The 24,957-nt window shown below is 65.1% G+C and carries 27 protein-coding genes; 11 read left to right on the forward strand and 16 right to left on the reverse strand.

What is annotated here, in order from left to right; genetic code table 11:
• Positions 1 to 9: 9 nt before the first annotated feature.
• From ACOOHB_RS11370 to ACOOHB_RS11380, 3 genes are all read right to left on the reverse strand, one after another.
• Positions 10 to 447, reverse strand: coding sequence for a hypothetical protein (locus ACOOHB_RS11370; RefSeq protein WP_420444955.1), 438 nt, complete (start codon positions 445 to 447; stop codon positions 10 to 12).
• 497 nt (positions 448 to 944) lie between these two features.
• Positions 945 to 1,418 (reverse strand): hypothetical protein, encoded by a 474-nt coding sequence (locus ACOOHB_RS11375; RefSeq protein WP_420444956.1) that lies wholly within the window; start codon positions 1,416 to 1,418, stop codon positions 945 to 947.
• Positions 1,419 to 1,673: 255 nt separating this feature from the next.
• Positions 1,674 to 2,192, reverse strand: coding sequence for a hypothetical protein (locus ACOOHB_RS11380; RefSeq protein WP_420444957.1), 519 nt, complete (start codon positions 2,190 to 2,192; stop codon positions 1,674 to 1,676).
• A gap of 257 nt (positions 2,193 to 2,449) precedes the next feature.
• Here ACOOHB_RS11380 and ACOOHB_RS11385 point away from each other — a divergent pair, with 257 nt between their 5' ends.
• Together ACOOHB_RS11385 and ACOOHB_RS11390 are read left to right on the forward strand one after the other, a co-directional pair.
• Positions 2,450 to 2,728, forward strand: a complete 279-nt coding sequence (locus ACOOHB_RS11385) for a hypothetical protein (protein WP_420444958.1) — start codon at positions 2,450 to 2,452, stop codon at positions 2,726 to 2,728.
• A gap of 144 nt (positions 2,729 to 2,872) precedes the next feature.
• Complete coding sequence (locus ACOOHB_RS11390) at positions 2,873 to 3,211, forward strand: DUF2442 domain-containing protein (RefSeq protein ID WP_420444959.1); 339 nt, start codon at positions 2,873 to 2,875, stop codon at positions 3,209 to 3,211.
• A 2-nt stretch (positions 3,212 to 3,213) separates the two neighbouring features.
• On the opposite strand, the gene ACOOHB_RS11395 is transcribed toward ACOOHB_RS11390, so the two are convergent.
• The 5 genes from ACOOHB_RS11395 to ACOOHB_RS11415 all read right to left on the reverse strand — a co-directional run bounded on the left by ACOOHB_RS11395 (position 3,214) and on the right by ACOOHB_RS11415 (position 7,568).
• Entirely contained in the window at positions 3,214 to 5,235 is a 2,022-nt protein-coding gene (locus ACOOHB_RS11395; RefSeq protein WP_420444960.1) for a GmrSD restriction endonuclease domain-containing protein, read from the reverse strand.
• A gap of 144 nt (positions 5,236 to 5,379) precedes the next feature.
• A complete protein-coding gene (locus ACOOHB_RS11400) occupies positions 5,380 to 5,526 on the reverse strand; it encodes a hypothetical protein (RefSeq protein ID WP_420446957.1) in 147 nt (48 codons plus the stop codon).
• The gene (locus ACOOHB_RS11405; RefSeq protein ID WP_420444961.1) at positions 5,490 to 5,873 is read right to left on the reverse strand and encodes a FitA-like ribbon-helix-helix domain-containing protein; all 384 of its coding nucleotides are present in this window, start codon (positions 5,871 to 5,873) and stop codon (positions 5,490 to 5,492) included. The genes ACOOHB_RS11400 and ACOOHB_RS11405 overlap by 37 nt, the downstream gene beginning before the upstream one ends.
• A gap of 96 nt (positions 5,874 to 5,969) precedes the next feature.
• Positions 5,970 to 7,223, reverse strand: a complete 1,254-nt coding sequence (locus ACOOHB_RS11410; RefSeq protein ID WP_420444962.1) for an ATP-binding protein — start codon at positions 7,221 to 7,223, stop codon at positions 5,970 to 5,972.
• A gap of 126 nt (positions 7,224 to 7,349) precedes the next feature.
• The gene (locus ACOOHB_RS11415) at positions 7,350 to 7,568 is read right to left on the reverse strand and encodes a type II toxin-antitoxin system VapC family toxin (protein ID WP_420444963.1); all 219 of its coding nucleotides are present in this window, start codon (positions 7,566 to 7,568) and stop codon (positions 7,350 to 7,352) included.
• 220 nt (positions 7,569 to 7,788) lie between these two features.
• Between ACOOHB_RS11415 and ACOOHB_RS11420 the strand changes: the two genes are divergently transcribed.
• Positions 7,789 to 8,784 carry a molybdopterin-dependent oxidoreductase gene (locus tag ACOOHB_RS11420; protein ID WP_420444964.1) on the forward strand — a complete coding sequence of 332 codons (996 nt, stop codon included), beginning with the start codon at positions 7,789 to 7,791 and terminating at the stop codon, positions 8,782 to 8,784.
• Between the two features lie 99 nt (positions 8,785 to 8,883).
• Here the strand turns inward: ACOOHB_RS11420 and ACOOHB_RS11425 are convergent, their stop codons facing one another.
• Positions 8,884 to 9,357, reverse strand: coding sequence for a DUF4276 family protein (locus ACOOHB_RS11425; protein WP_420444965.1), 474 nt, complete (start codon positions 9,355 to 9,357; stop codon positions 8,884 to 8,886).
• A gap of 75 nt (positions 9,358 to 9,432) precedes the next feature.
• Positions 9,433 to 9,954, reverse strand: a complete 522-nt coding sequence (locus ACOOHB_RS11430; RefSeq protein WP_420444966.1) for an AAA family ATPase — start codon at positions 9,952 to 9,954, stop codon at positions 9,433 to 9,435.
• A gap of 305 nt (positions 9,955 to 10,259) precedes the next feature.
• On the opposite strand from ACOOHB_RS11430, the gene ACOOHB_RS11435 reads away from it, so the two are divergent.
• From ACOOHB_RS11435 to ACOOHB_RS11445, 3 genes are all read left to right on the forward strand, one after another.
• A complete protein-coding gene (locus tag ACOOHB_RS11435; RefSeq protein WP_420444967.1) occupies positions 10,260 to 11,198 on the forward strand; it encodes a crotonase/enoyl-CoA hydratase family protein in 939 nt (312 codons plus the stop codon).
• On the forward strand, positions 11,195 to 11,998 hold the full coding sequence (locus tag ACOOHB_RS11440; RefSeq protein WP_420444968.1) for an alpha/beta fold hydrolase: 804 nt from the start codon (positions 11,195 to 11,197) through the stop codon (positions 11,996 to 11,998). Before ACOOHB_RS11435 ends, ACOOHB_RS11440 begins: the two co-directional genes overlap by 4 nt.
• Before the next feature lie 141 nt (positions 11,999 to 12,139).
• Entirely contained in the window at positions 12,140 to 13,270 is a 1,131-nt protein-coding gene (locus ACOOHB_RS11445) for a Fic family protein (RefSeq protein ID WP_420444969.1), read from the forward strand.
• Positions 13,271 to 13,292: 22 nt separating this feature from the next.
• Here ACOOHB_RS11445 and ACOOHB_RS11450 read toward each other — a convergent pair whose 3' ends face one another.
• The 4 genes from ACOOHB_RS11450 to ACOOHB_RS11465 all read right to left on the reverse strand — a co-directional run bounded on the left by ACOOHB_RS11450 (position 13,293) and on the right by ACOOHB_RS11465 (position 17,466).
• Positions 13,293 to 13,724, reverse strand: a complete 432-nt coding sequence (locus tag ACOOHB_RS11450) for a hypothetical protein (protein ID WP_420444970.1) — start codon at positions 13,722 to 13,724, stop codon at positions 13,293 to 13,295.
• A gap of 43 nt (positions 13,725 to 13,767) precedes the next feature.
• Entirely contained in the window at positions 13,768 to 14,538 is a 771-nt protein-coding gene (locus ACOOHB_RS11455) for an SDR family oxidoreductase (RefSeq protein WP_420444971.1), read from the reverse strand.
• Positions 14,539 to 14,608: 70 nt separating this feature from the next.
• Positions 14,609 to 15,859 (reverse strand): acyl-CoA dehydrogenase family protein, encoded by a 1,251-nt coding sequence (locus ACOOHB_RS11460; RefSeq protein ID WP_420444972.1) that lies wholly within the window; start codon positions 15,857 to 15,859, stop codon positions 14,609 to 14,611.
• Positions 15,860 to 15,915: 56 nt separating this feature from the next.
• Positions 15,916 to 17,466 (reverse strand): acyl-CoA carboxylase subunit beta, encoded by a 1,551-nt coding sequence (locus ACOOHB_RS11465; RefSeq protein WP_420444973.1) that lies wholly within the window; start codon positions 17,464 to 17,466, stop codon positions 15,916 to 15,918.
• A 216-nt stretch (positions 17,467 to 17,682) separates the two neighbouring features.
• Between ACOOHB_RS11465 and ACOOHB_RS11470 the strand changes: the two genes are divergently transcribed.
• On the forward strand, positions 17,683 to 17,925 hold the full coding sequence (locus ACOOHB_RS11470) for a hypothetical protein (RefSeq protein ID WP_420444974.1): 243 nt from the start codon (positions 17,683 to 17,685) through the stop codon (positions 17,923 to 17,925).
• 10 nt (positions 17,926 to 17,935) lie between these two features.
• Positions 17,936 to 18,265 (forward strand): hypothetical protein, encoded by a 330-nt coding sequence (locus ACOOHB_RS11475; RefSeq protein ID WP_420444975.1) that lies wholly within the window; start codon positions 17,936 to 17,938, stop codon positions 18,263 to 18,265.
• A gap of 108 nt (positions 18,266 to 18,373) precedes the next feature.
• Here the strand turns inward: ACOOHB_RS11475 and ACOOHB_RS11480 are convergent, their stop codons facing one another.
• Complete coding sequence (locus tag ACOOHB_RS11480; RefSeq protein WP_420444976.1) at positions 18,374 to 19,405, reverse strand: zinc-dependent alcohol dehydrogenase; 1,032 nt, start codon at positions 19,403 to 19,405, stop codon at positions 18,374 to 18,376.
• A 104-nt stretch (positions 19,406 to 19,509) separates the two neighbouring features.
• Between ACOOHB_RS11480 and ACOOHB_RS11485 the strand changes: the two genes are divergently transcribed.
• Positions 19,510 to 20,295, forward strand: coding sequence for an SDR family oxidoreductase (locus ACOOHB_RS11485; protein ID WP_420444977.1), 786 nt, complete (start codon positions 19,510 to 19,512; stop codon positions 20,293 to 20,295).
• A 59-nt stretch (positions 20,296 to 20,354) separates the two neighbouring features.
• On the opposite strand, the gene ACOOHB_RS11490 is transcribed toward ACOOHB_RS11485, so the two are convergent.
• Complete coding sequence (locus ACOOHB_RS11490) at positions 20,355 to 20,765, reverse strand: acyl-CoA thioesterase (RefSeq protein ID WP_420444978.1); 411 nt, start codon at positions 20,763 to 20,765, stop codon at positions 20,355 to 20,357.
• Between the two features lie 72 nt (positions 20,766 to 20,837).
• Here ACOOHB_RS11490 and ACOOHB_RS11495 point away from each other — a divergent pair, with 72 nt between their 5' ends.
• Complete coding sequence (locus tag ACOOHB_RS11495; protein ID WP_420444979.1) at positions 20,838 to 22,475, forward strand: HD domain-containing protein; 1,638 nt, start codon at positions 20,838 to 20,840, stop codon at positions 22,473 to 22,475.
• Positions 22,476 to 22,629: 154 nt separating this feature from the next.
• Positions 22,630 to 24,945 (forward strand): MMPL family transporter, encoded by a 2,316-nt coding sequence (locus ACOOHB_RS11500; RefSeq protein ID WP_420444980.1) that lies wholly within the window; start codon positions 22,630 to 22,632, stop codon positions 24,943 to 24,945.
• The last annotated feature ends 12 nt before the right edge of the window (positions 24,946 to 24,957 follow it).

The following is a 24,957-nucleotide window of genomic DNA, read 5'->3' on the forward strand; positions in this document are numbered from 1 at the left end:
AGCCGCCTATCAAGTGATCAGATAACGATTCAGGGGGTGTGACGCAACTGCATGGCCCAGACATCTCGCGAGCACGCTGGGGTGCAGTTCGGCGACATGAGCACCCGACACGTCGACACCCTTCTCGTGTGGCTGGGAAGGAACCCGACAGTTGAGAGGTCGTGACCAAGCCTCGACCAAGCTCTCGCGCTGCCAATGAGCGATGTGGCGCTCAGCTGCGCCGAAGCCCTTCGGATCGAAGCGTGACGATGGCAAACCCCGGTAGACGAACACACCCACCAGCGTTCGGCCCGTCCCAGATCGATGACGGAGCCTCATCCCAAGTGCCCGCGGCCTGATTTGTCCTCGGAAGGCCGGATCGTCGCGATCAAAGAAGGCAGCGCGCGCCCCGTGATAGGCGTTCTGGTAGTCAATGAACACTGCGACTCGGTCCGTTGGCGTAGTCATACGAAGGTGCACCTTGTGAATCGAAGTGAACCCTAGCTGAGCGACCTAATGATAGCAACTAGTATTAGAACTCGCGCTTACTATGTCAGCAGCTTCACGTAAGCTAGGTACCGCAGACATTTAGCTATAGCCATGTCGACCCACCATTCTCAGGTGACACCTTGATACCTGGGGCTCCCTGCTACGGCGTGAATGCCGTGGCCCTCATTGAAGACGGGACGCTGCCGACACGTTAAGCGGCGCGCTGTGCGCCCGAGAGGAGCCCCGGGGCTCCCCTCCCTCTTTCCGGGCATGGAGACCTGACACAAGCCGTCTGGCACCGACGAGGCCCCCGGAGCAATGGGATCCGTCGTGGCGGCTGACGCGGTACAGGACGCTTGTCAAACACGTACGGCGCTGTACCGCTCGCGGCACAGCCAGCGCGCTCTCGCTGGTGCGTGCGGCTTCAGCTCCCTCGGGGCAGGCGCAGGGGCTCGCTCAAGGCGGTTTCGCAGTCCTCAATGCGGAACGGCGAAGATCCGGGCGACCTCCGGGTCCAGAACCTCGCAGCGGCACCGGTCGGCTGCTAACCGGGCGATGCTCAGCGCAGCTGACACGAGGCGCCGCAGGTAGTCCTCTTCGAATCTCGATTCGGGTCGATCAGCGGCATAGGTGCCGCCTTGGCGCCACAGCTGCAGTTCGTCGAAGTCGACCATGCCCGACGCCGCCTCCGAGAACCCTTCCCGGACCCAAGCGGGCTGTGCTGCGATCAAGCGAGCGATGACGTGATCGCGCGGCGGCTGTGTCTTGATCGTCAGCACATGGGTGATCCTGGCGGCGGCCTCGATGACCATGTGCACATCGCTGCAGGCGCCGGCAAAGCGCACGTTCTCCTCCGCATCCAGGACGCCGAGGTCTGAGCGCGCCACGGCCGCAGCCTCGCTGCGCGACGGCCTGAGTCGATCGCCGAGGCGTGTGACGGCATCGGACATGTCGATGAATCGGCTGTCCAGTTCAGCAACGGGGGGTCGAGGGCAACCCGATTTCTTTGCTCCAGTCGATGTTCGCGCGATGTTCGGAGTCGCCCATGCACACGGCGTAGGTGGCAAGGTGCGCTTCGAGCTATGCAGGCACCTTCGTTGTGTGTGTCGCCCACTCCGGACGATCAGTGACAAGCACATCGACCGCGCTGCCAGCAGTGATGCAGACTACCCCGGCGTCGGCCGCGGCTGTGCGGGATGAGTGCGTCAGCTCTGCCCCGCACCGGGGCCGACCACAGCGAACAGGCGCTCGGCGTGGGTGCTCAGCAGGGTGAGGCGGCAGGTCTTCGGCTCGCGTGCTGCGGTCTGTTCCAAGTAGGTCACTCGCAGGGCTGTTTGGCCGGTGCCGCCGAGCAGGCGGTTGCTTCGCGGTCCCTTGTCCCACCAGCCGCCGAATTCGCTGACGGGCTGCACTTCGACGAGCTCTGCATGCACAACTGCCTGGGCATCAACACGCACCCGGCGAAACGGCCGCACACGGGCGGTGAAGCCGCAATCTTCGATCTGCAGTTCCAAACGCATGCGGCCGAACATCCACGACGCAGCAACGAACCCAGCCACCAGCGGAATCAAAACCCACAGCAGGCCAGCACCCGAGAGGTCATCGACGGGCACGAATACGGCCAGCACGCCCAACCCGACACCCATGTTCAGCAGTGCTGCTACGAATATCCGTTGCGCGCGGCGGCTCCCGCCATCGAACCGCTCCACGATGAGAGCCGGCATCGCCGGTCGTTCCCGTGACGTCATCGCCCTGCGGCACCGCCCCCGCGCACAGTCCAAGGATCCACGATATCGAGGCCCATGCCGGCGAAATCGGCCACTTTGCGCGTGGCCACCGACATGCCGCGCGCAGCGGCAAACCGCTTGGACCGCACTGCTTCCCTGCCCTACGTTCACCACCGCGCCGCACATCGCTGCCATCCTTCGACCACCGTTGGAGGCGACCCCGGGGCCACACCTACACTGAGAAGCAACGCCCGATGGCAATCGACGAGATCGAATCGTCCGAGATGGTGCAACAGCTCATCGACACGCTCGGCGAGAAACCGGCCGCCACCCTCATGAAGTGCGTCTATCCCAAGGGCACCGACTACCTGGCCACCAAGGACGACCTCCGAGCACTCGAAGAACGAATGCGCAACGACGTCGACAACGCCGTCAGTACCGTACTGGCGCGCCAGACGCGGATGCTCATGGTCACCATGGCCGGATTCATACTGACCATCTGGGTGCCGCTGACCATCAGTGCACTGACCTGAGCCCGCCATCCGGTGCCGTGTTCGATGGCCTAACGGCGTGTCTGGACACCCACGTCGGAGTGTCTGACTCAAAGTCGGCGGAATGTAGGCGGCGAATTGCAGGCCGGCTTTGCGGTACCGAGGTCATCGTTAGGCTCGTCCCCCATGGACGCGAACGCCGAGTTGGTGCGCCCCGTTGAGGTGCGGGCCAGGGGCCACTACCGCATCTGGATCCGGTTCGCTGACAACGTTGCAGGCGACGTCGACCTGTCTGATCTCGGCGGGCACGGCGTGTTCGCCGCATGGGATGACCCAGCCGTCTTTGCTTCGGTGCGGATCGGTCCGGCACGGGCGATTTGCTGGGGCGACAACATCGACCTGTGCGCCGATGCGCTCTACTTGCGGCTCACCGGCACGTCCCCGGAGGACTACCTGCCCGGACTGCGCCGAACGACATCAGGCACCCGACAGGATCCAGCCCCTCTCGTGAGCCGCATTGGCTGAAGTCATCGCGAGAGCAGTGCCGCAGACTTACTCGACGTGACCTCAGCCCCGTCACGGGCCAGCGCCAATACATCGGTTTCCACATACCGCTTGAACGCCTCGGCAGTCGTGAAGTGGCGGAACCCGTGGTCGTTTGCAATCTGCAACGTCTCCTGTTCTTCGCCGAGCAACAGCGCCACGGGTTCGCTGTAACCCGCCTGCAGACCATTCGGCCACGCCAAGTCGAGAATGGCAACCGGGTCCCCCGTGGACGGATGAGAGAGCTCATGCTCGATCTGCCCATCCGGGAGGCCCTGCTTGCGTACCCACTCGTTCAGAGCCCGCAGAACAGCTTCCTCTTCCTCGTCCTCGATACCGCCGGGAATCGATGCCGACGTAGGAAGTCTCGCCGCAACAACCCGGACCGGCGGTGCCTCGACCTCCGGCTCAACCTGCGTTTCGCCGTGGAGCAGTTCCCCTAGCAGCGCATTCGCGGCCGCAGCGAGCAGTCGTTGGCGCTCCTCGAGGAAATGGGGATAGTTGCGCGTTTCCCAGAGCGCTTCGCCCATGGGAATCCACTGCGACCCGAGCGCGCCCGGATGCCGCTTCTCTATTTCCACGAAATACTCAGCGGGCGCTCGGTCGCTGATCTTCAGGTTCGTGTTCTTGGTCAAGAAGCAGAAGTTCGCCACAGCATTGACCTGCGAGCGGTGGTACCCGTGCCGATATAGCAGCGCCTTCGGGAAGATGTGATGCACCTCAAGCGCGTTCATGCGACCCAGCAGTGCGTTCTTGAGAACGAGTCCCGTACCCCAGTCTTTCGACTCGCCCACGCGTGTCAGGGCGTAGAGCACGGGGTAGAACCGTGCCCCGAGACTCCAGCCGCGGAAGTGCTCTGGCTCGATGCGCAGGCTGCCGTGCCAGAGCCGCAGCTGAGCAAGCAGCCGGTCAAGACCGCCATCCAAGTCCTCGATCGCTTCATAGTCTCGATCGAGCGTGGTCTCCGTCGAGCCGGAAAAGCGGCCCCACATGGCGCTCTGGAAGTACCAGTGAAGCAGCCGGTCTTGTTCTGCGGTATCGGCCAAGTGGCCGCCGCGCTTGTCGATGTAGCGCGATAGCACGGGCAGGGCGTAGCGGCCGAAGAGGACTCGATCGTGGTCGAGACCGAGGCGCCCAGCGATCAGATTGAGGGCGTAGTCGATACTTCGTTCGGCGCGAGCGAGTCCGTCCTTCACATCGGCCGTTGACACGTCGTGAAGATGCAAGAAGCGCGCCTCGCCCGTCACGATCGCATTCACGTTGCGCAGCAACCAATCAAGGTTGAAGTCGTAGCCATTCCCCCGCCAGCGCCCGAGGATTGATTGCATGCGCTCGCGGCCCTCGGGCCACGAGCCACAGATCTTTGCGAGGGCGAGGTCGCCCTGCGAGAGCTTGGTTCCGCCGCTGTTGACCCGGTTGAATATGTCGACCACAACATCGATCGTCTTGTCAGTGCCGGTCACCTCTTCGATGTGCAAGCTGATGTCGCGAATGCCGACAATCAGGTTGAGCCGTCCGATGAACTCACCTTGCATCGCGCCGAGATCGGGAAGCTGTCCCAGCCGAGTGATGTGCTGCCCAAGTCCTGCGTTCCCCTCCTTCATGAGCGCGGAGACATCGATCCAGAGTGGATCATCCTTCATCCTCAAGCGCTGATAGAACCTAAATTCTTCCCTCTCAAGGTGAAAATAGAGATCAGCGAAGGCGCTCGCGTGGCCGTCGAAGAACGCTGGCGGAGTCCCGCGGATGATGCCGTAGAGCGACGTGACTCGCTGCTGCCCATCCAAAAGCAGCCGCACGACACCCGGTGAGAGATCCTGCTCGCCGCGGTGCGGCGCTCCCTCCGCTGCCGTCGCCCACACGAGCAGGCTCCCGACCGGGTGACGACGGTACAGCGAATCCATCAGCCCCCGCACCTGATCGCGGTTCCACACATAGCCACGTTGGAACTTCGGCAAAGCGATGTCGCCGCTGTCGATGAGATCAAGGATGGTTGAAATGTTCACCGTGGACTCTCCACAACCGGAGTTGGCGTCGCTCGAGCACTCCCAGCGGCCGGCCAGGGTGTCGGAGCGGACAGTTACGCGCGGTCCGACTGTAGTTGTGCTCGTCGTTGTCGGGGCGAGGCCATCAATGGGGAGGCGTCGGCTTCAGCTGCTGTGGTGCTTTCGGACAGTCCAAGGATCGACGATGTCGAGGCCCATGCCGGCGAAGTCGGCCACGCTGCGCGTGGCCACCGACATCTCGGGAATGGGACGAATCAACTCCGAGACGACGTTCGTGTCGAGAACGAACATCGTCGTCTAGCTGAACACAAGCGGCTCGCGCACCGGCTCGCGGGAGGAAGTGACAACTCCACCCCGCCGAGCGACCCGAAGCGGGCACGAATGGATGCCGCGAGATCCGAAGGAGCTGAATCCGACTCCACGGCGGTTCGGAGGATCTGGCGAGCCTCTTCCTCCATCGAATGACCCCGACTAGCGGCACGCAGGCGCAGTCGCGCCTTGATCCGATCGTCAAGGTTGCGGATGGTGATGCTTGCCATCGCTCCAGATCTCCCCGGCAGTGGCTGTCTGACCTCAGACTGAGCCGAGCGGGGTGATTGCAATGCAATCATTAGTACGGCCCCAAACAGCGACCGCATCAACAACCACCACCCATCCAGACCCCACTTGTGAAACAGGCTCCTTGCCGTTGGCAAAATTCGGATAGCCGCAAGCTGGGTCAGTTCTCGACGCGATCAAGCACTCCAGAGGCGGTCGGCGGGCGCGACGATGATCCGGTCGTCGAGCCGGTATGTCACCTCGCCGGTGTTCAGCACGAAGCCCGAATTGAACGCTTCGCCGAGGATGTCGCGTAGTGCGCGCAAGCCTCGGGCATCGCGGTGGTCGACACGGGCTGCGGCCTTCACCTCGAACGCCGTTACCGCGCCGTCGCTGTGCTCGATGACGAGGTCGACTTCTTGGCCGTCGTGGGTCCGCCAATGACCGACCGAGGCGATCCCGCTGGCCCACGAGGCCTGCTTGAGCAATTCGTTTACCACGAATGTCTCGAACAGATGGCCGAACTCCGTGATTGCAGCTGGATCGGGGCGGCCCAGTCGTTCCGGCGTGACACCCATGAGCCGGGCCGCCAAGCCGCTGTCAAGCACATGCACCTTCGGCGAGGCAGCGGCGCGCGCCCGCAGAGTGCGACCCCAGGCTTCCAGGCGGCGAACGAGGAACAGGTCCTCAAGCAGTTTCGTGTACATCTCCGCCGTTGCAGCAGTAAGCCCCACTGCGCGGCCGGCACTCGCCATATTCAGCACTTGAGCCGTCTGCCCTGCGAGGCGTCGCAGCAGAGCGGGCAGTAGCGCTCCTTGGCGGACCTTGGCCAGCTCGGTGACATCGCGGACCAGCGACACACGTACGTAGTCGTCGAACCAGCGGCGGCGCGCCTCGTCACTGCGGGCCACTGCGAGGGGAAGACCGCCCATGCAGGTTCTTGCTATGTAGTCGAAACGAGTCGTCGGCGAACGATGAGACGAGACGAGCGACGCGGGCTCGCTCATCGCAGTCTCCAAGAAGACCTCGGTGAATCCGGCCATCTCGCCCTGCGAGAACGGCAGCACATCGACGATATGGATGCGGCCAGTCAGCGCTTGGGCAGCCAGCGGCAGCGCGTCGAATCGTGTGGAGCCAGTGATGACGAAGCGTCCAGCCGAAAGCTGACGATTCAGTTCGGCCTTTATGGCATCGAGCACGACCGGCGCCTTGTGGAACTCGTCGATGCACACCGGCGACGGGCCTGCCACGAACGTCGCCGGATCGGCGGACACTGCGTCACGCATCGCAGGCTGATCGAGATCGATCACGCGCACCCCGTGGCGGCCCGCGGCTTCGGCCAGGAGAGTCGACTTGCCCACCGTGCGCGGCCCCTGCAGCGCCACCACCGGTTCCTCGGCGAGCCGATCCCTCACGATCTGCGCAATCCGTCGATCGACACGCTGCGTCATGTCTCCAGCCTACTCGAACTGGGGATTTGGAGGGGTGACTGCTGGGGATTTGGAGGGGTCTGAACCAGGGAATTGGAGAGTCGGCGATCACCTGTTCATCGTGCCCATCGATTCGCTGTGGGCGACTTAGCCCACAGACCAGGGATTCACGATGTCGACGCCCATGTTCACGAAGTCGACGACATTGCGAGTCGCTATCGACATGCCACGCGAATATGCGATGGCAGCGATCTGGGCATCGGCCTGCGCCACCGGACGGCCAGCGGCTCGCCGGGACGCGACGAGCGTCGCATAGGCGCTCGCAGCGGAACTGTCAAAGGAGAGGATCCGATGGCTCGGGCTCAAGGCGCATCAATTCCGACACGACGTTCGTGTCCAAGACGAACATCGTCGCCTACTCAAAATGCAGCGGTTCACGCATCGGCTCCCGTGGAGGCAACGACAGTTCCACACCGGCGAGCGGCTCGAGAACTGACTCACGCAAACTGGCCGAATCCGCTCACTTGCGGAACTCCAAGTCGGAAGGGCCATCGCCCATACAGTGGCCGACATAGATCGACACGACATGAGACTTGGCAATTGGCTCACTGCTCGGCGGGTGGATCTGCTCCTGGCTGTCGCGGCGACAGTGGCGGCCGGGTCCGGGCTGGCGTCCTGGGCGGTGGGCACCGGCTGGGCCCGCTGGGTAACGGTCATGCACGCCCTCGCCGGCCTGAGCCTGCTGGCGCTGGCCCCGGCCAAACTCCGGGGCTCGGTGCGCACCGGGCTGAAGCGCCGCCGCGCTACCCGGTGGCTGTCGATGCTGCTGGGAGCGTTGGTAACAGCCACCGTCGTCGCGGGCGTCCTCCACGCCACCGGGCTGTGGCACGGGGTGGGCTACTGGTCGGCGCTGTGGACCCATGTTCTGCTGGCCGCGCTGCTGGCCCCTCTGTTGGTGTGGCATATCGTCAGCCGACCGGGTCGCCCGAAAGCGGCCGACCTCGACCGCAGGGCACTGATCGGCGGGGGCATCGCACTGGCAGCCGCTGGCGCGGTGTATTGGATTCAGCAGCTGGCGCTGGGCGACAACCGGCGATTCACCGGCTCACACGAGATCGCCTCGTTCAACCCGGCAGAGATGCCAACGACCATGTGGCTCAACGACCAGTCGCCCCGAGTGGCCGCCTCGGACTGGGACCTCACTGTCGCAGGCGAGCCGGTGACGCTCGAGACCTTGTACAACCGGGCCACACCGGTGCCGGCCGTTCTCGACTGCACGGGTGGGTGGTGGAGCAGCCAGTCGTGGGACGCGGTGCCGCTGGCCGAGCTGATGCCATCGTTGGATGCGCCCACGCTGGAAGTCACATCGGTGACCGGCTATAGCCGCCTGTTCCCCGCTCGCGACGCGGCCAACCTGTACCTGGCCGTCGGCTACGGCGGTGAGCCGCTGCGCCGCGGCCACGGCTCTCCGGTGCGGCTGGTGGCACCTGGAAGACGCGGCTTCTGGTGGGTCAAGTGGGTGAGCCGCATCGACCCCGTCGACCGCCCCTGGTGGCTCCAAGTCCCGTTCCCCCTGGAATAGCCGGCCGTCGCTGGCCAGCGTCCATGCCAATCTCAACCCGTCATACCAACCAGAACCCGACGTCCCAGCTTGGTCGCGTAGAGCCCACAAACCGGCGGTTCAGCTCGCTTGCAAAGCTTCGAGTCGAGAAACCCAGTCGTCGAAGCGCTGGCAGGCAGCGCGGATGTTCGCGAGACCGATCTGCTTCGCGATCGCTGGACCATGAAGCCGCTTCTTGTAACCGGCGAAACACTGCTTGATTCTCTTGCTCGGAGCGGTAGTGGCGCCGTCGTTGATGTCTTCCGGGGTCGAGAATTGTCCCGCGGTCTCACCAAGCGCCGTGAGGGCCCCCGCCGGTAGGTCCGGCAGGACGCCGAATGAACTCGGGACCGAGAAGAGCAGTGCTTCGAATTCGAACTGCTGAACGTAGGCGAACTGAGGCACCAAGCGAGGCACTTGCGGATTGTGCCTCCCGATTGCCGCATCGATTCGCTCCTCAAGTTCCTGAGCGGTCTCAACTGGCAAGCGGTGACGGAAGCCGTGGAAGTCCACCAGCGACGTGACCGCGTCGAAACTCCACGAGAGCTTCGCCATGTGTGGTGCCAACCGGTCAACGTGGATATTGCCGCCACGACCGCCTGGTTTGATCGGCGGCTATCGCCACCCGCTTCATGGGCGGCCGCCGAGCAGATTCATCTGCCAGAGTTCTCCCGTCGTGTAGTTCTCTTCAAGCCACCGCTCGTAGTCGATGCGATCCAAGCGGCGCACTGCGGTCTTGGAGTCCTCCAGTTCCATCACGACGATCTCGTCGAGATCGAAGGCATCGACGAGCTGGGGTGACTGAGTCGCCACGATCACTTGGCGCTGAGTTGCCAGCGACTCGATCATCGACCCAATCAGCGACACAGCCGCAGGGTGCAAGCCAAGTTCCGGCTCATCAACAATGACGACCTCGGGCAGCATGGCGGGCGGCAGGTTGAGCAAGGTGACGAGGGCGAAGAACCTGAGCGATCCGTCCGATGTGAGGTGGGCACCGAACGTCTTGTCAGAGTCTGTTGCTCTCCACCGCAACATCACTTTGCCGTGCTCTTCCTCGACGATGAGCTGGTCGAAGTTCGGCAGGATTCGCCGGATGTTGCCTTCGATCCACTCGTAGTGGCCTGGGTACTCGCCTTGGAGTCGATGGAGCACTGCCGCCAAGTTGCCGCCGTCCGCGCGAAGCGAGGCAAATGTCAGCGTCCATGCGTGGCGTCACCTTGTTCCCCATGAACAATTGATCGTCAGCACCGCCGTCTTGAGCGACGAACTGCTCGAGACGCCGAGAACGCAGCATCCGGCTCAACATCTCGAAGAACCGAATGAAGTTGGACTTACCCGATCCATACGCTCAATCCAGCGTCAGCCCAAACTCGCGGGTGGCCGAACATGGCTCGATCCTATGGTGCCGCTTGTCGGCGGAGATGCTCCAAATCGGCGCGCTGGCCTAGCGTCATGGCATGGACGCAGAGTCAAGAACTGCTGGGGGCGACGAGGGGCACGGCGGCGCGGAGCCGGTGGTGCTGTACACCGAGGCCGACACTGTCGCTTTCATCACCCTGAACCGGCCCGAACGCATGAACACGCTGACCGAGGGCGTCATCGCGGGGGTGGCGGACGGGATCGATCGGGCGACGGCATCGAGAAGCGTCCGCTCGATCGTGCTCCGAGGCAGCGGCCCAACGCTGACGGCGGGCTATGACCTCAACCCGGGCGGTGGCAGCGATTCGAGTTCAGGGGAGCTGTACGACTCGTGGGGCAGTCCTTACAGCGCTCCTGGTCCGAAGCCTCGCGAGGGTGCCTGGGACCCTGTCCGGGACTGGCAGTTCATGGGCCACAACGTGAAGCGGTTCATGAAGATCTGGGAATGCCCCAAACCGGTGCTCGGGCAGATCCACGGCTGGGCAATCGGCGGGGCCACCGACATGATCCTGTGCTGCGACCTGCTGTTCATGGCTTCGGACGCACATATCGGCTATGCGCCCTCACGCATCTACGGCACGCCCACCACGATGATGTGGGTGTACCGGCTGGGCCTCGAGCACGCCAAGCAGTTCTTGCTCTCGGGCGACGCCATTGATGCCGAGACCGCCCATCGCATCGGGCTGGTCGCCTACGTGTACCCGCCCGACGAGCTCGGCAATCAGGTCGAGGCCTTCGCCCGGCGGCTCGCACACATCCCGGCGAATCAGCTGGCGCTGAACAAGCTGCTCGTCAACCAGGCCTTCGAGAACATGGGCCTTCGCACCAGCCAGCTGCTCGGCACGTTCTTTGACGGCGTCACTCGCCACACCGAGGAGGCCTACCGCTGGGTGGAGGACTTCGAGACGAAGGGTTTCCGACAGGTCATCGCCGAGCGGGATGCGCCTCACGGCGACTACGGCGAGCGGCCGCTATGAGCGGGCGGTCGGGCGACAGCGTGACGTTGGTGCTGCTGCACGGGCTGGGGGCAAACCGCCATGTGTGGGACGGTGTGGCCGAGCTGCTGGGTGCCGACGGTACCGCTGTGGTTGTACCCGACTTTCGGGGGCATGGCGCCGCACCGTGGAGCGGTAACTACTCGTTCGGCGCGATGGCAGCTGACCTTGCCGAAGTGCTGCAACGTGACTACGGCGGGCGCCCGTACACCGTCGTCGGGCACTCGATGGGCGGTGCGGTCGGGCTGGCGCTCGCCTCGGGCTGGTTCGGACCGCCGCCGACGCACGTGGCCACGATCGGGGTGAAGCTGCGCTGGTCCGACGAGGAGTTGTCTCGCATCGACGGCCTGGCGTCGCGGCCGCCGCGCACGTTCGACAACCGGGCCGGGGCCGTCGAGTGGTTCATGAAGCTGTCAGGGCTGTTCGGCGTGTTCGCACCTGATGACCCGCGCCTTGCGGCAACAATCGACGCCGGCGTGATCGCCGATCCTGATTCTGGCTCGCTCTGGAGAACCGCCCAGGATCCCGCCACGGTTGGCGTTGGGCCGCCCGACATGACCGGCTTGCTGCCCGCAGCGAAGTGCCCGGTGTCGATGGCGCTGGGCGAACACGATCCGCTGGTGGCCCCTGATCATCACGACGACCTGGCCTCGACTGCCGCAACAAGCCCGTTGGCCGCCGGGGTCGCAACACCGCACGTGTTCAGCGGCCTCGGCCACAACGCCATGATTGAGGATCCCGCTGCGGTAGCGCGCTGGCTCGGCTCGCTCTCACTCATCTAACGCAGACAGATCACGCCGGGTTCGCATCAAACCGAGACCGACACGGCGGCGTGCAGTTTGGAACCGCTTGATAACCGGTTACAAACCGCTCTAGAACGGATATTATCTGCGTCAACCGAGGAATCTATCCGAGTATCCAGCATGCTGTTCACCACACCTGAATTAGACGAGAAGGAATGCCGCGCGATCTCCGATATCGAAGATCTGCGGCGCCGCCTGAGTTATCGCCTGCGACAGCCACGTCGCTGGCACGACCTGCTTCGGCGCATGGCTCGTGCTCGCGCCGTGCAAGGGTCGAACAGCATCGAGGGCTACTACGCGCCGCTGGATGACGTCCTCGCGATCAGCGACGATGCGGAGCCGCTGGATGCCGGCGAGGAAACGCGGCAGGCGCTTCGCGGCTACCGGGACGCCATGACCTACGTCCTGCAGATCGCTGACGATCCCGATCCGACCTACAGCGAGCACTTGTTGCGCGGTTTGCACTTCATGATGATCAGCTACGACCTCGCTGCACGGCCGGGTCAATGGCGCATCGGCGACATCTTCGTCCGAGACGATGCGCAGGAGGTGGTGATCTACCAGGGCCCAGATGTCGACGAAGTCCCGACGCTCATCGGTGAGCTGGTCGAGGCGCTCAACGATTCGACCCAAGCACAACCGCCGCTCGTCCGCGCCGCCATGGCTCACCTCAACCTCGTGATGATCCACCCGTTCCGTGATGGCAATGGCCGCATGGCGCGCTGTCTGCAAACCCTCGTGCTCGCGCGAGACGGCCTTGGCGATCCGGTGTTCGGCTCGCTTGAGGAATACCTCGGCGCCAACACGCAGTCCTACTACGACGTGCTTGGTTCGGTCGGAGGCGGCTCGTGGCAACCAGACCGCGACGCTCGGCCCTGGATCCGTTTCGTCCTCACGGCTCACCTGCGCCAGGGGCGGATCGAATTGCGACGCGTGCGTGAAGCCGAACGCTTGTGGGACGAATTGGAACGAATATCGGCTGAATTGTCCCTGCCAGAGCGCTCGCTCAATGCGCTCACGATGGCAGCAAACGGTTTGCGTGTCCGTAACGCGACCTATCGAGCAGCTTCTGAAGAACTGAGCGGCGGGGCCGCCAGTCGAGATCTGCGTCGCCTCGTCGATGTCGAGTTGTTCGTCCCTCAGGGAGAGAAGCGCGGCCGCTTCTATCGCGCAGCGCCACGATTGCGCGCCATACGCGAGAAAATCATCGCTGCGCGTGACCCAGTTGAGATTGCCGACCCATTCGCATGAGTCGCCGCACCCTGGACCTCGTTCAGGAACCTGTCACCGCGGTACTCGTGGCCAACCGGCGAGCGCGGCGAACCGCCCAGACCGCGAGCGCCACGGCCGCAATGGTGACGAGCATCAGCGCTGTGTGCACAAGCTTGAAGCCGGTGGTCTGTGTGCTGTCGGCCCAGAGCTGCGCGGTGCGTAGGGGCCAGTAGAGCACCGACAGGATCGCCAGCATCACGAACCACCTCGGGCCGAACCTGCCCGAGACAGCCCACACGAGCGTTGCAACCCCGAGATCGACAAACACGAAAGCGACGAGCACGCGCCACAGTGTTCCCCAGAAGCCGAGGTCGCCCGCTTGGGCGACGTTGACGATCCGGGTCAACCAGATCGCCACGGTCCACGCCGCCAGAATCAGCAGCGGAAGTCGCGCGCCGTTCGGACGCAATGGCACCTTGTTCGTGGACTGCATCACCTTGACGATGCCGTCGCTCGTGCGAGCGTCGGGACCGTCACTATCCCTCTTCGAGTGGAAGCTCGCCGGCGATCTTGACGCATTCGCCACCGTCGATGTCCATGATGTGACCGGTGATCCAGGTCGCACCCGCGGACAGGAACAGTGCCGCCTCACCGATGTCGGACGGCTCGCCGAGCCGCTTCATCGGAAGCTGGTCCGCGATTATCTTCCCGCGGGGCCCATCCCAGAGCACCCGCGCAAAATCCGTCCGGATCAATCCCGGAGCGATGCAGTTCACCCGGACTTTGGGGCCGATCTCGGCAGCCAGCTGCCGAGTCATGTGCATGAGGGCGTCCTTGAACATGCAATAGACGCCCAACGCTTGGGACGTGTGGTGCCCGCCAACCGAGGCGATATTGATGACCGAGCCGCCGTGTTCGGACATCCACATCTGCCATGCCGTCTGCGTCCACTGCAGCGGTGCGCGCAGGTTCACCTCGTAGGTCTTGTCCAGGCGCGGCACGTCGCAGTCGACCATCGGCCCGGCCCAGGGGTTTGTCGCCGCGTTGTTGACCAGGATGTCGAGCGAGCCGTAGCGCTCGATGGTCTCACCCATCACACGCTCGGCCTGGTCGAGATGGCCGATGTGCGAGGCGATGTAGTCGCACTCGCCGCCAATGTCCGCAACAGCGGCCTCGCACTTGTCGGCCTTGCGGCTCGTGATCATCACGTTCGCGCCGGCATCGGCGAATGCCCTCGCGATGCCCTTGCCGATGCCGGCCGAGCCGCCAGTCACCAGCGCAGTCTTGCCATCCAGTCGCAGTTCCATGTCTGGTCCCTTTCAGTCATGCACCCTGGCGCGTGCGCGCCTCGCTCTTGGGCTTCGAGTTCTGACCCGGCTACTTCTTGCCGATCTCGTTCCACGGACCGCCGTCGGCCCGCGGCTCTCGCGGCAATCCGAGCACTCGGTCGCCCACGATGTTGCGCTGCACCTCGGACGTGCCGGCGTAGATCGTCCCCGGCCTCGCGCCCATGAAGGTCTGCACCCATGAGAGCGAGGAGAACTCTGCGCCGACCGCGTCGGTGTTGATGCCGTTCACCGCCGGATGGCCGCTCGGGGCAGTGGCTTCCATGCCCAGAATCTCCAGCGAGAACTCAGTGAGCCAGTGGTGGTACTCGCTCCACAGCAGCTTGTGCAGCGACGATTCCGGCCCGGGGGACTTGCCCGCCAGCACGTTGGTGATGTTGCGCTGGCCCATCCACTTCATGATCTCGACCTTGGCGTGCGCCTGCGCGAGCTTCTGACGCACCAGCGGATTGTCGGTGGCGCCCCGCTCGACGGCAACGGCAGTCACCCGGTCCAGCTCGTTGCGGAATCGCAGCGCATCGGTGGTGGCCCCGTGACCGCGTTCGAAACCGAGGAGCACGTTTGCGACCCGCCAACCGTCATTCACGTCGCCGACCACGCTCTCCTTCGCCGTTTTGGCGTCGGTGAAGAAGACTTCGTTGAAGTCGTGCCGGTTGTTGATGTTGATGATCGGGCGCATCTCGACGCCGGGCTGATCCACCGGGACCAGCAGGAACGAGATGCCACGGTGCTTGGCCTCGGTGGGGTTCGTCCGGCACAGCACGAAGATCCAGTTGGCCGTGTGGCCGCTGGAGGTCCAGATCTTTTGGCCGTTGATGACCCACTCGTCGCCGTCGAGCACGGCGCGGGTGCCCAGGTTGGCGAGATCGGAGCCGCTGTCGGGCTCGCTGTAACCCTGACACCAACGATGCTCGCCAGAGATGATCTTGGGCAGGAAGTGGCGCTTCTGCTCTTCGGTGCCGCACTCGATGATGGCGTTGCCCACCATGGTGATGCTGAAGCCGTCGTTGTCACCGCCCGTCGGCACGCCTGCGGTCAAGAACTCCTCGGCGAGCACGACACGCTCCACCTCGCTGAGCCCAGCACCGCCGTATTCGATCGGCCACGACACAGCCAGCAACTGGTTCTCGGCCAAAAGCGCACGCCACTCCTCGACGAACTTCTCCCGGGCCTCCTCGGAGAGATCGCCCATGCCGCCCCAGTTGGGAGGCAAGTGCTCGGCCAGGAACGCCTGGATCTTCTCCCGGTAGTCCTCAGCCTCTTCGGTGTATGTGGGATCCATGGTCGCGCTCCCCTATTGCTCGCCGCTGAGTCTGCCACGCGGCTCGTCGCGTTGGCTCAGGGCCTATAACCAAACGAACTCGGCCCGGTTCGCAGGGAGCGGCGGGCCAGGTCTGCCCATTCGCACAGCAGCGGGCGGGTGTCGCGAGGGTCGATGATCTCCTCGACCTCGAAGAACTCCGCCGAACGATGCGGCGAGCGCACCAGGTTCAACCGCTCGCGTATGTCTTCCAGGAGCTCGTCGGGCGTGTCGCTGTCGGCGAGGTCCTGCTTGTAGGCGACTTCGATGCCGCCCTCGATCGGCAGCGAGCCCCAGTCGCCCGAAGGCCAGGCGAAGCGGAAGCTGCGCGCGCCGGGTTTGTTGTTGGCGGCGCCCGCGACACCGAAGGCCTTGCGGATCACCACGCACGCGAACGGAGCGGTCAACTGCCCGAGGGCCGCCAGCGCGGCCGATCCGAACCGGATGGTGCCGCTCTCCTCGGACTCCTTGCCGATGAGAAAGCCTGGGCAGTCCTCGAGGTGCACGACCGGCAGATGGAACGTGGAGGCAGTGTCGAGCAGGCGGATCAGCTTGCGGCATCCATCGGCGGTCCAGCCGCCGCCGTACACGTAGGGATCCTCGGCGAACACCGCCACCGGCCAGCCGTCGAGGCGCGCCAGCCCGGTAATGATCGAACGTCCCCAGCGCTGCCCGATCTCGAAGAAGCTGCCTTGATCGAACACCGACTCGATGATCGACCGCATCTTGTAGACGCGTCGCGGCTCGCGCGGCACGATCGAGATCAGCTCGCCATCGCGGCGCTGGGGACTGTCGCCGCCCAGCACGCGCTCGGGAAGTTCGTCCACGTTCGAAGGCAGGTACGACAGGAATTGCCGGGCACGATCGAACGCCTCAGCCTCGCTGCCGACCACATCGTCGATGGCGCCGTTCGCGGTGTGAATGTCGGCGTGGCCCAGCTCTTCTTTGCCGTGATCGCCAAGCGATGCCTGCATGACCAGCGCCGGACCGGCGATCATCATCTGCGCGGTGTCGCGCACGATCACCGAGTAGTGCGCCGTGGCCACTCGGGCCGCGCCGATGCCCGCAACCGAGCCCAGTGCCAGCGACACCGACGGCGCCACTGAGAGGTGGTTCACGATGGTGTCCCAGCCGCGCAGCTCGGGGATGTACGTGCGACCGGCCATCTCGATGGACCTCACCGATCCACCGCCGCCCATGCCGTCCACCAGTCGGATGTGCGGCAGCCGCATCTCGTAGGCCATGGACTCGGCGGCGTTGCGCTTCTCCGGAATGGTGGCGTCCGACGAGCCGCCCCGCACTGTGAAGTCGTCGCCGGACAGGATGACCGGACGGTCGTCGATGCGGGCAAGGCCGAATATGAAGTTCGACGGCGTCAGGTGGACGAGGTCGCCGTGATCGTCGTATTCCGCGACGCCGGCGGTCTTGCCGATCTCGTGGAACGAACCCTTGTCGGCCACGGCGTCGATGCGTTCACGCACGGTCATCTTGCCGAAGAAGTGCTGTCGCTCGACCTTGTCGGGCCCGCCCAGCGCCTCGGCAAACGCCTCCCGGCGCCGAAGCTCAGCAATCTCAGGCTCCCAGCCCATCCGACCCCCCTCTTCTTGCCTTCGCCCCTCGGGTCATGGGACCGCAGCCGTTCACACGCGACCGCAGGATCCAAGTGTCCTGAGGGTACGCGCAGTGCCGAGGTGCTTTGCGGGCGCGCTGCTTCTGGCAGGTGTCTTGCCTGGAGTTTGACTGCTGTCGGGCTGCTGCTCTCGTGTCCAAGTGGACAGGCCATTGCGAAGATAACAGTTATTTTCATGTTATTTCCATTTACTGTCTCAGCGGTGTCTGCGGATGCGCCGTTCGTTCGGTTGCCCGGTGCCATCGAGTTGAATCGCGACGAGGCGCTCGCTGTGTTGGACGCACTCGACAGCGCAAAAGCGGCAGCTCGAAGCGCGCATGAACAGCGGGTTGCAGAGGCTGCGATCCTGATCATCACGCGTAAGCTCTGGGACGAGCTCGCGGACATTCTCGAAATGAACGGAGGGCACGATGTCTAGGCCGCCGACCATGCGACACCTCGTCCCGGAGGACCAGCCAGTGCGTGCGCGACTTGCCGCGGAGCGGCTTGGTGTTGATCTGTTCGACATCTACTGCATGATCGAATGGGGCGAGATCGTGGGCGGCCCCGATCCGGATCGCGACGTCGCAGTTCCCGCCGCCGAGATTGACCGCGTGCTTGCGGCTGGCGGTGCCCCGAATTATGCCGAAGTGCTCAGGAAGTACGGATCAGGCGCTGACATCCCTCAGGCCGAGGCACGCCGACTTTCAGCGATGCACGACACGCTCGTGGCCTGCGCGCCGGCTGCATCCACCAGCGAGGGATCGCTCGAGGCATAAGTCTGGCGAGAGCGCCGGCGATGACTCCGAGGCGGGGCTCGCCGGGCCGGGATGCGTCTTGGCACTCAGGCGGACCAGCCAGGACAGCCGACCCGTTCAAGCGGCGGCTCAGCCGGCGGTGGGGTCAACCAGCAGTTTGACGGCGGGGTTGCGCTTCGTGGCGAGATCGTCGATTGTCTGCGGCAGCTCGTCGAGGGTGACCGTGCCATTTACGAGCGGGGCGACGCTGATGCGGCCGTCAGCGATGAAGCCTGCCGCAGCCCGCATCTCATCAAGGCTGAATGCCAGCGAGGTGTCCACCGAGATCTCCTTGAACAGCCAGCGGTTCGGGCGGATCGTGGCGTCGCTGCCGGTCACGCCGACGATGCAGACCGAGCCGCCGTAACGCACCATGCCAACCGACTGCTGGATGGTCTGTGGGATGCCGGCGCAGTCAAAGGCGATGTCGGCCCGCAAGCCACCCGTGGCCTCGTTCACCGCTTCCCGCATCTGTGCGCCGGGCTCGACCGCGACATCGGCACCGGTGTCGAGCGCCAACCTGCGTCGGTCGGCGTCGGGCTCCACCGCGATCACCTTGCCGGCGCCTGCCAGGCGCGCGCACTGGGCGACCAGCAGGCCGATCGGGCCGCAGCCGACAACGCACACCACATCGCCGGCGCGCATGCGGCTGCGGCGCACAGCATGCAGCGCCACCGAGACGGGCTCGATCACTGCAGCGTCGTCGTCGGTGAGCTCATCGGGCACCCGCACCAGTCGGTCGGCACTTGCTGCCATGAACGGCGCGAAGCCACCCGAGGCCGGCGCGTTCGCACCGATGTAGTACGAGCGCGCCGTCGAGCAGTACGCGCCGAGATCGGCTCGGCACTCTGCGCAGCGACCGCAGCCTGGCGCCAACCCGCCCGTGACGCGATCGCCCATGCCGACGACACGAACGTCGGAGCCCACGGCGACAACGTTGCCGACCCACTCGTGGCCGCAGATGCCCGGCGCGTAGGGCCATCCCTCGACATACGCGTGCACGTCACTTCCGCAGATCCCGCAGAGCGAGATCTCGACAAGCGCGTCGCCCGGCCCAGGCGTCGGTTCGTCAACCTCTCGCAATTCGAAGTGTCCCTTGCCAGTCACCAGTCCCGTACGCATGCCCCCATCGTCGCGCACGGCCTGCGAGATCGCGCTGGCCGAGACGAAGCGCGAGGCAGCGCCCGGACATAGCGCGCGGTAGCGCGTGGACATATGGTGCGCGCATGGAATTGAGACTCGACGGCCGCACAGCGCTCATCACCGGCGGCAGCCGGGGTCTTGGCCGCGCCATGGCCGAGACATTCGCTGCGGCGGGTGCATCAGTAGCGGTGGTGGCACGCGACCGCGACGTGCTCGACGAGACGCTGTCGGCACTGCAGGCTGCGAACCCCCATGCAGCCCACGCGGCGATCTCCGCTGACGTCCGTCAGGCCTCAGAGGTCGCTCGGGCTCATGCCGAGGCCGTGGCCGCATGCGGGCCGATCGACATCCTCGTCAACAACAGCGGGACATCGAACGCCAAACCCTTCCTCGACATCGACGATGACGACTGGCAGGACGACTTCGACCTGAAGCTCTTCTCCGCCGTACGCCTGTGCCGGCTGTGCTTGCCGCACATGCGCGACCAAGGCTGGGGCCGCATCATCAACTCCCTGAACATCGGAGCGAAGGCCGCAAGCGCGCAGACGTGCCCGACTGCAGCGACCCGGGCGGCAGGCTTGGCGATGACCAAGGCGCTCGCCTCAGAGTTCGCTGCCGACGGCGTCCTCGTGAATGCGCTCATCACCGGCTTGCTCGTCACTCACCAGTGGCGTACGCGCTGGGAGCGCGAGGGAACCGGCACCACGTTCACCGAATTCACCGCAGCGGTCGGGGACCGCATTCCCGCCGGTCGCATGGGCGATGCCCAAGAGTTCGCGAACCTCGCCCTGTTCCTCGCGAGCGATGCCGCCAGCTACGTGACCGGCACCGCCATCAACATCGACGGCGGGCTGTCCCCCGTCGTCTAAGTGCCACGAGACCGCAGCCCGCCCTCGCAACCGACACTGCGGGGGCTGTCCCCCGTCGTCTAGCCGGGCACCAGCGCTTCGAGCTTGCCCATCAGGTCGGGGGGTGGGCGGCGAGGCTTGCCGTCGTTGTCGCAGATCGCCGCGACCAGGTTGGCTTCCACCAGCACCGTGTCATCGGCCTCCCGGATGATCCGCTGCTGCCAGCGCGTGCTGGCGCGCCGGTGCTCGGCCAGCTCAGTTTCGACACGAAGTGTGTCTCGCGCAGTCGCGGGTGCCCGAAAGCGCACCTCGAGGTTGGTCACCACAATCTGCACGTTCTGATCTGACAGGTCTGGCAACGCGAGATCGGCCGACTCCAGCGCCAGGCATCGAGCCGCTTCGAAATACGACACGTAGACCGCGTGGTTGACGTGGTTGTACGGGTCCAATTCGCCGAAGCGCGGCACGATCGTGGTCGCGTGGGTCGCCATCGGCGCAACGCTAGGGGCCAACGACCGCCGCCGAGCTCGGGTCGTGCAACTATCCCTCTAGCGTTGCGGTACGTGAGCGTCATCGCAGCGATCGACGTGGGAACGAACTCGTTCCACCTCGTCGTCGCATCCGTCGACGCCGAGGGCCATCTCGAGGTCCTGACCCGCGAGCGCGAGCCGGTCCGACTTGGCTCGGGCGGCGAAGACATGAAACGCCTCGAACCCGACGCCATGGATCGCGGCATCTCCACGCTCGGCCGGATGCGACGGATCGCCATCCACGCCGGAGCGACGAGCGTCACCGCTGTGGCCACCAGCGCTGTGCGCGAGGCCGACAACCGCAACGAGTTCACCAAGCGAGCCCGCAGTGAGGCCGGCGTGGACATCGAGGTGGTGTCCGGCGTGGAAGAGGCCCGGCTGATCCACCTCGGCGTGCTGGCGGCGGTCCCGTTGCTGGACAAGCGCCACCTGCTCATCGACATCGGCGGCGGCTCTACCGAGTTCATCATCGGCGACGGCGCCGAACCGCTGCTGTTGCGCAGCCTGAAGCTGGGCTCGATCCGGTTGACCGATCGCTTCTTTCCCGAAGGTCGGACCTGCGAGCGCTCTGTGCTGGAGTGCTGTATCTACATCAAGTCGTTCCTCGGGCACCTGCCGTCCGAGATCGCAGAGCTTGGCTTCGAGACAGCGGTCGGCTCGTCGGGAACCATCGCGGCACTTGCGCGCATCTGCGCGATCCGGCGTGGCGATCGCGACAGCCGTACTGGGCGGTTGTCATTCACGGCGACCGAACTTCGCTCGCTCACTTCGGATCTCGTAAACGCGACAGAACCCGCGCACCGCCTCGCTATCGAGGGGCTGGAAGAACGCCGGGCGGACATCATCGTGGGCGGCGCCCTGTTGTTGGAGCAGACGTTCAATCTGCTCGGCATCGAGCGCATGGAGGTCTCCGACTTCGCCCTGCGCGAAGGCATCCTGTTTGAGCAGATGCGGCGGGCCGCTGCGCCTGAGCTGGACCCGTTCCATCGCCTCGAAGATCTGCGGCGCTCAGGCGTGATGTACGTGGCGAACAGCTACCACGAAGACCTCGGGCACGCCGAGCACATCACCGACCTTGCCCTCGAGCTGTTCGATGCACTCGGCGCGGAGCACGGGCTCGACGACGAGGATCGGGAGCTGTTCGAGGCGGCCTCATTGCTGCACAACGTGGGTATCTTCATCTCCCACAGCGCCCACCACCGCCACAGCTACTACATCATCCGCAACAGCGAGCACCTGACTGGTTTCACCGAGCGCGAGATCGAGATCATCGCCCAGGTGGCCCGCTACCACCGCAAGAGCGCTCCCAAGTCCAAGCACTCCGATTTCGCCTCCCTGAGCTCGCCCGACAAGAACAAGGTGCGTTGGATGGCGGCGATGCTGCGGGTGGCGATCGGCCTGGACCGTTCCAACCGTCAGGTCGTGACGCGCGTTCGAGTTGCGGACGCTCCCGAGGCTGAACTCAGGCTGATCGCACGGGTCTCACCAGGCGCGGACACCTCGGTGGAGCTGTTCACCGCCCGAGCCCGCAGCGCACTGCTCGAAGCCATCACGGGACGCACGGTGGTGATCCAGCCCGAGGTAGCAGAGACGGGCAAGGCAGTGCACCCGACGAATGGTCTGGCCGCCAGCAAAGCAGCGGCGCCTGCCGAACCCGCCAGCCAGCATTAGAGCCAGCGCACAAGCCGCCCAATCCAAGCACAGCACCGCCCGCTCAGGCCAGTAGCTTCGCCGCTTGGCCCCCCCCTCTCCGGGCTCCGCACCTCGGCCCCCGGTCGTCACCCTGGGCAGCAACGGCGCTCGCTCTCGCGGAAGGAAGACGACTGTGTACTCAGCTCTGGGCCAATGGTGCTTCCGCAATCCCTGGCGCATCCTGGCTTCGTGGCTGATCTTCGCAGTGGCTGCCGCCGTGCTCGCCGGCACCCTGGGCGCCTCCTACGGCGCGTCGCTTTCGACACCCGACTCTGAGAGCAGCCGGGGCGCCGACGTGCTCGAAGACCACTTCGGCAGCGTCGGCTCCAACATCAGTGGCACCATCGTGCTCAAGGCCGAATCCGGCGTGAACGACCCGGCGGTGCGCTCGGCGATGACCGAACTGCTCGCCGCGGTTGATGCCATCGACGAGGTGACGGTCAGCTCGCCCTACGACCGTGACGGCGGCCTCCGCATCTCCGCCCAAGGACCCGGCACCGGCAAGTACGCCTACGCCGACGTCGAGCTCAGTCGCAGCTTCAATGTGGACGAAGCCGGAATCCTGGGCCTTGAGATCATCGACCTCATCGATGCCAGCGTGCTGCGTTCCATGGACGGTGTCGAAGTCGAGATGGGTGGTTCCTGGCTGGCCCGCCAGCAGCCGCCCGAAACCGAGGCCATCGGGCTCGCGTTCGCCGTCTTCGTATTGATCGCGGCCGTCGGCTCGGTGGTTGCCATGGGCGTGACGGTCGGGACGGCCCTCGTCGGGGTCGGCATCGGCGTGCTGGCCATCACTGCGCTCAGCAACGCCGTGACCATGCCCGAATTCGCACCCACGCTGGGGGTCATGATCGGCCTCGGCGTCGGCATCGACTACGCGCTGATCATCCTGAACCGCTTCCGGGAGTGGGTCAGCAAGGGGCTCGAACCTTCCGAGGCCGTGGGTGCAGCGCTGGACTCCGCGGGCCGTTCGGTGGTGTTTGCCGGCGCAACGGTGGTGGTAGCGCTGCTGGGTCTGCTGCTCATGGGCCTGCCCTTCGTAGCCGGTATCGGGCTCTCAGCGGCTGTCACAGTCGCGATCGTGATGATCGGCTCGATCACCGTGCTTCCCGCCGTGCTGGGCCTGGTCGGTGACCGCATGACAACCACCAGGGTTCGCGGCATCGCCGCCGCAGCGCTGGTGGCAGTCGCCCTGCTGGGCCTCGGCGCCGGCATCCGCCCTTTGGTTGCCGGGCTCCCCGCGGCCGTTGCGGTGCTGATTGCCGGAGCGTTCGGCGGCACCCGCAACCCGCTGCGCCGCATCCTGCGACACCGCAAGCCGAAGGCGTTGCGGGACACCGCGTGGTACCGCCTGAGCCGGGTCGTCCAGGCGCGCCCGTGGTTGTTCGCGTTGGGAGGCACCGCAGTGCTCCTCCTGCTGGCGGCCCCGGTGCTGAGCCTGCGACTCGGCTTCTCCGACGAAGGCAACTTCTCGCCCGACACCACCACACGCAAGGCGTACGACCTGCTGGCCGAGGGATTCGGCCCAGGTGCGAACGGCCTGCTGTTCATCGTCGCCGAGACATCCGCCCCGGCCGATCTCGGGACGCTCAACGGGCTGTCGGGGGCGCTGAACCAAACCGCCGGCGTCGTTTTCGCGTCGCCGGCGGTGCCGAGCCCCGACGGCGGTGCGGCGTTGATCCGGGTTCAGCCGGCCACTGGACCGCAGGACGCCGCGACCGAGACGCTGGTGAACGAGCTACGCGATGACGTGATTCCTGCCACCCTTGACGGCACCGACGTCGAAGCCCTGGTCGGCGGCGCAGTGGCGTTCCAGATCGACTTCAGCGACTACCTCTCCGGGCGGATGCTGATCTTCTTCGCCGCAGTGCTAGGAGCGTCGTTCCTGCTGCTGATGGCCGTGTTCCGCTCGCTCATCGTGCCGCTCAAGGCCGTCGTCATGAACATGCTGTCGATCGGCGCGGCGTACGGCGTGCTGGTGGCCGTTTTCCAGTGGGGATGGTTTGCCGGCGTGCTCGGAATCGAGGCGGCGCCGATCGAGCCGTTCATCCCGATGATGCTCTTCGCGGTCCTGTTCGGGCTGTCGATGGACTACGAAGTTTTCCTGCTGTCGCGCATGAAAGAGGAGTACGAGCGCACCGGCGACCCGGTCAACTCCGTCGCCGACGGCCTCGCCGCCACCGCCAGGGTCATCACTGCCGCGGCGGCGATCATGGTGGTGGTCTTTGGCAGCTTCGTGCTGGAAGACAACCGGGTCGTCAAGCTGTTCGGCATGGGTCTGGCCACGGCGATCGCCATTGACGCGACGCTGGTGCGGATGCTCATCGTGCCTTCCACCATGGAATTGCTCGGTGCTCGCAACTGGTGGCTGCCTCGCTGGCTCGACCGGATCATCCCGAATTTCCGCATCGAAGGCGAACTTCCGGAGCCCTCCGAGCAACCTCGCTGAGCGAGGACGGCA

The sequence above is a fragment of the Candidatus Poriferisodalis sp. genome (assembly GCF_965215815.1).
Taxonomy (GTDB): domain Bacteria; phylum Actinomycetota; class Acidimicrobiia; order Acidimicrobiales; family Poriferisodalaceae; genus Poriferisodalis.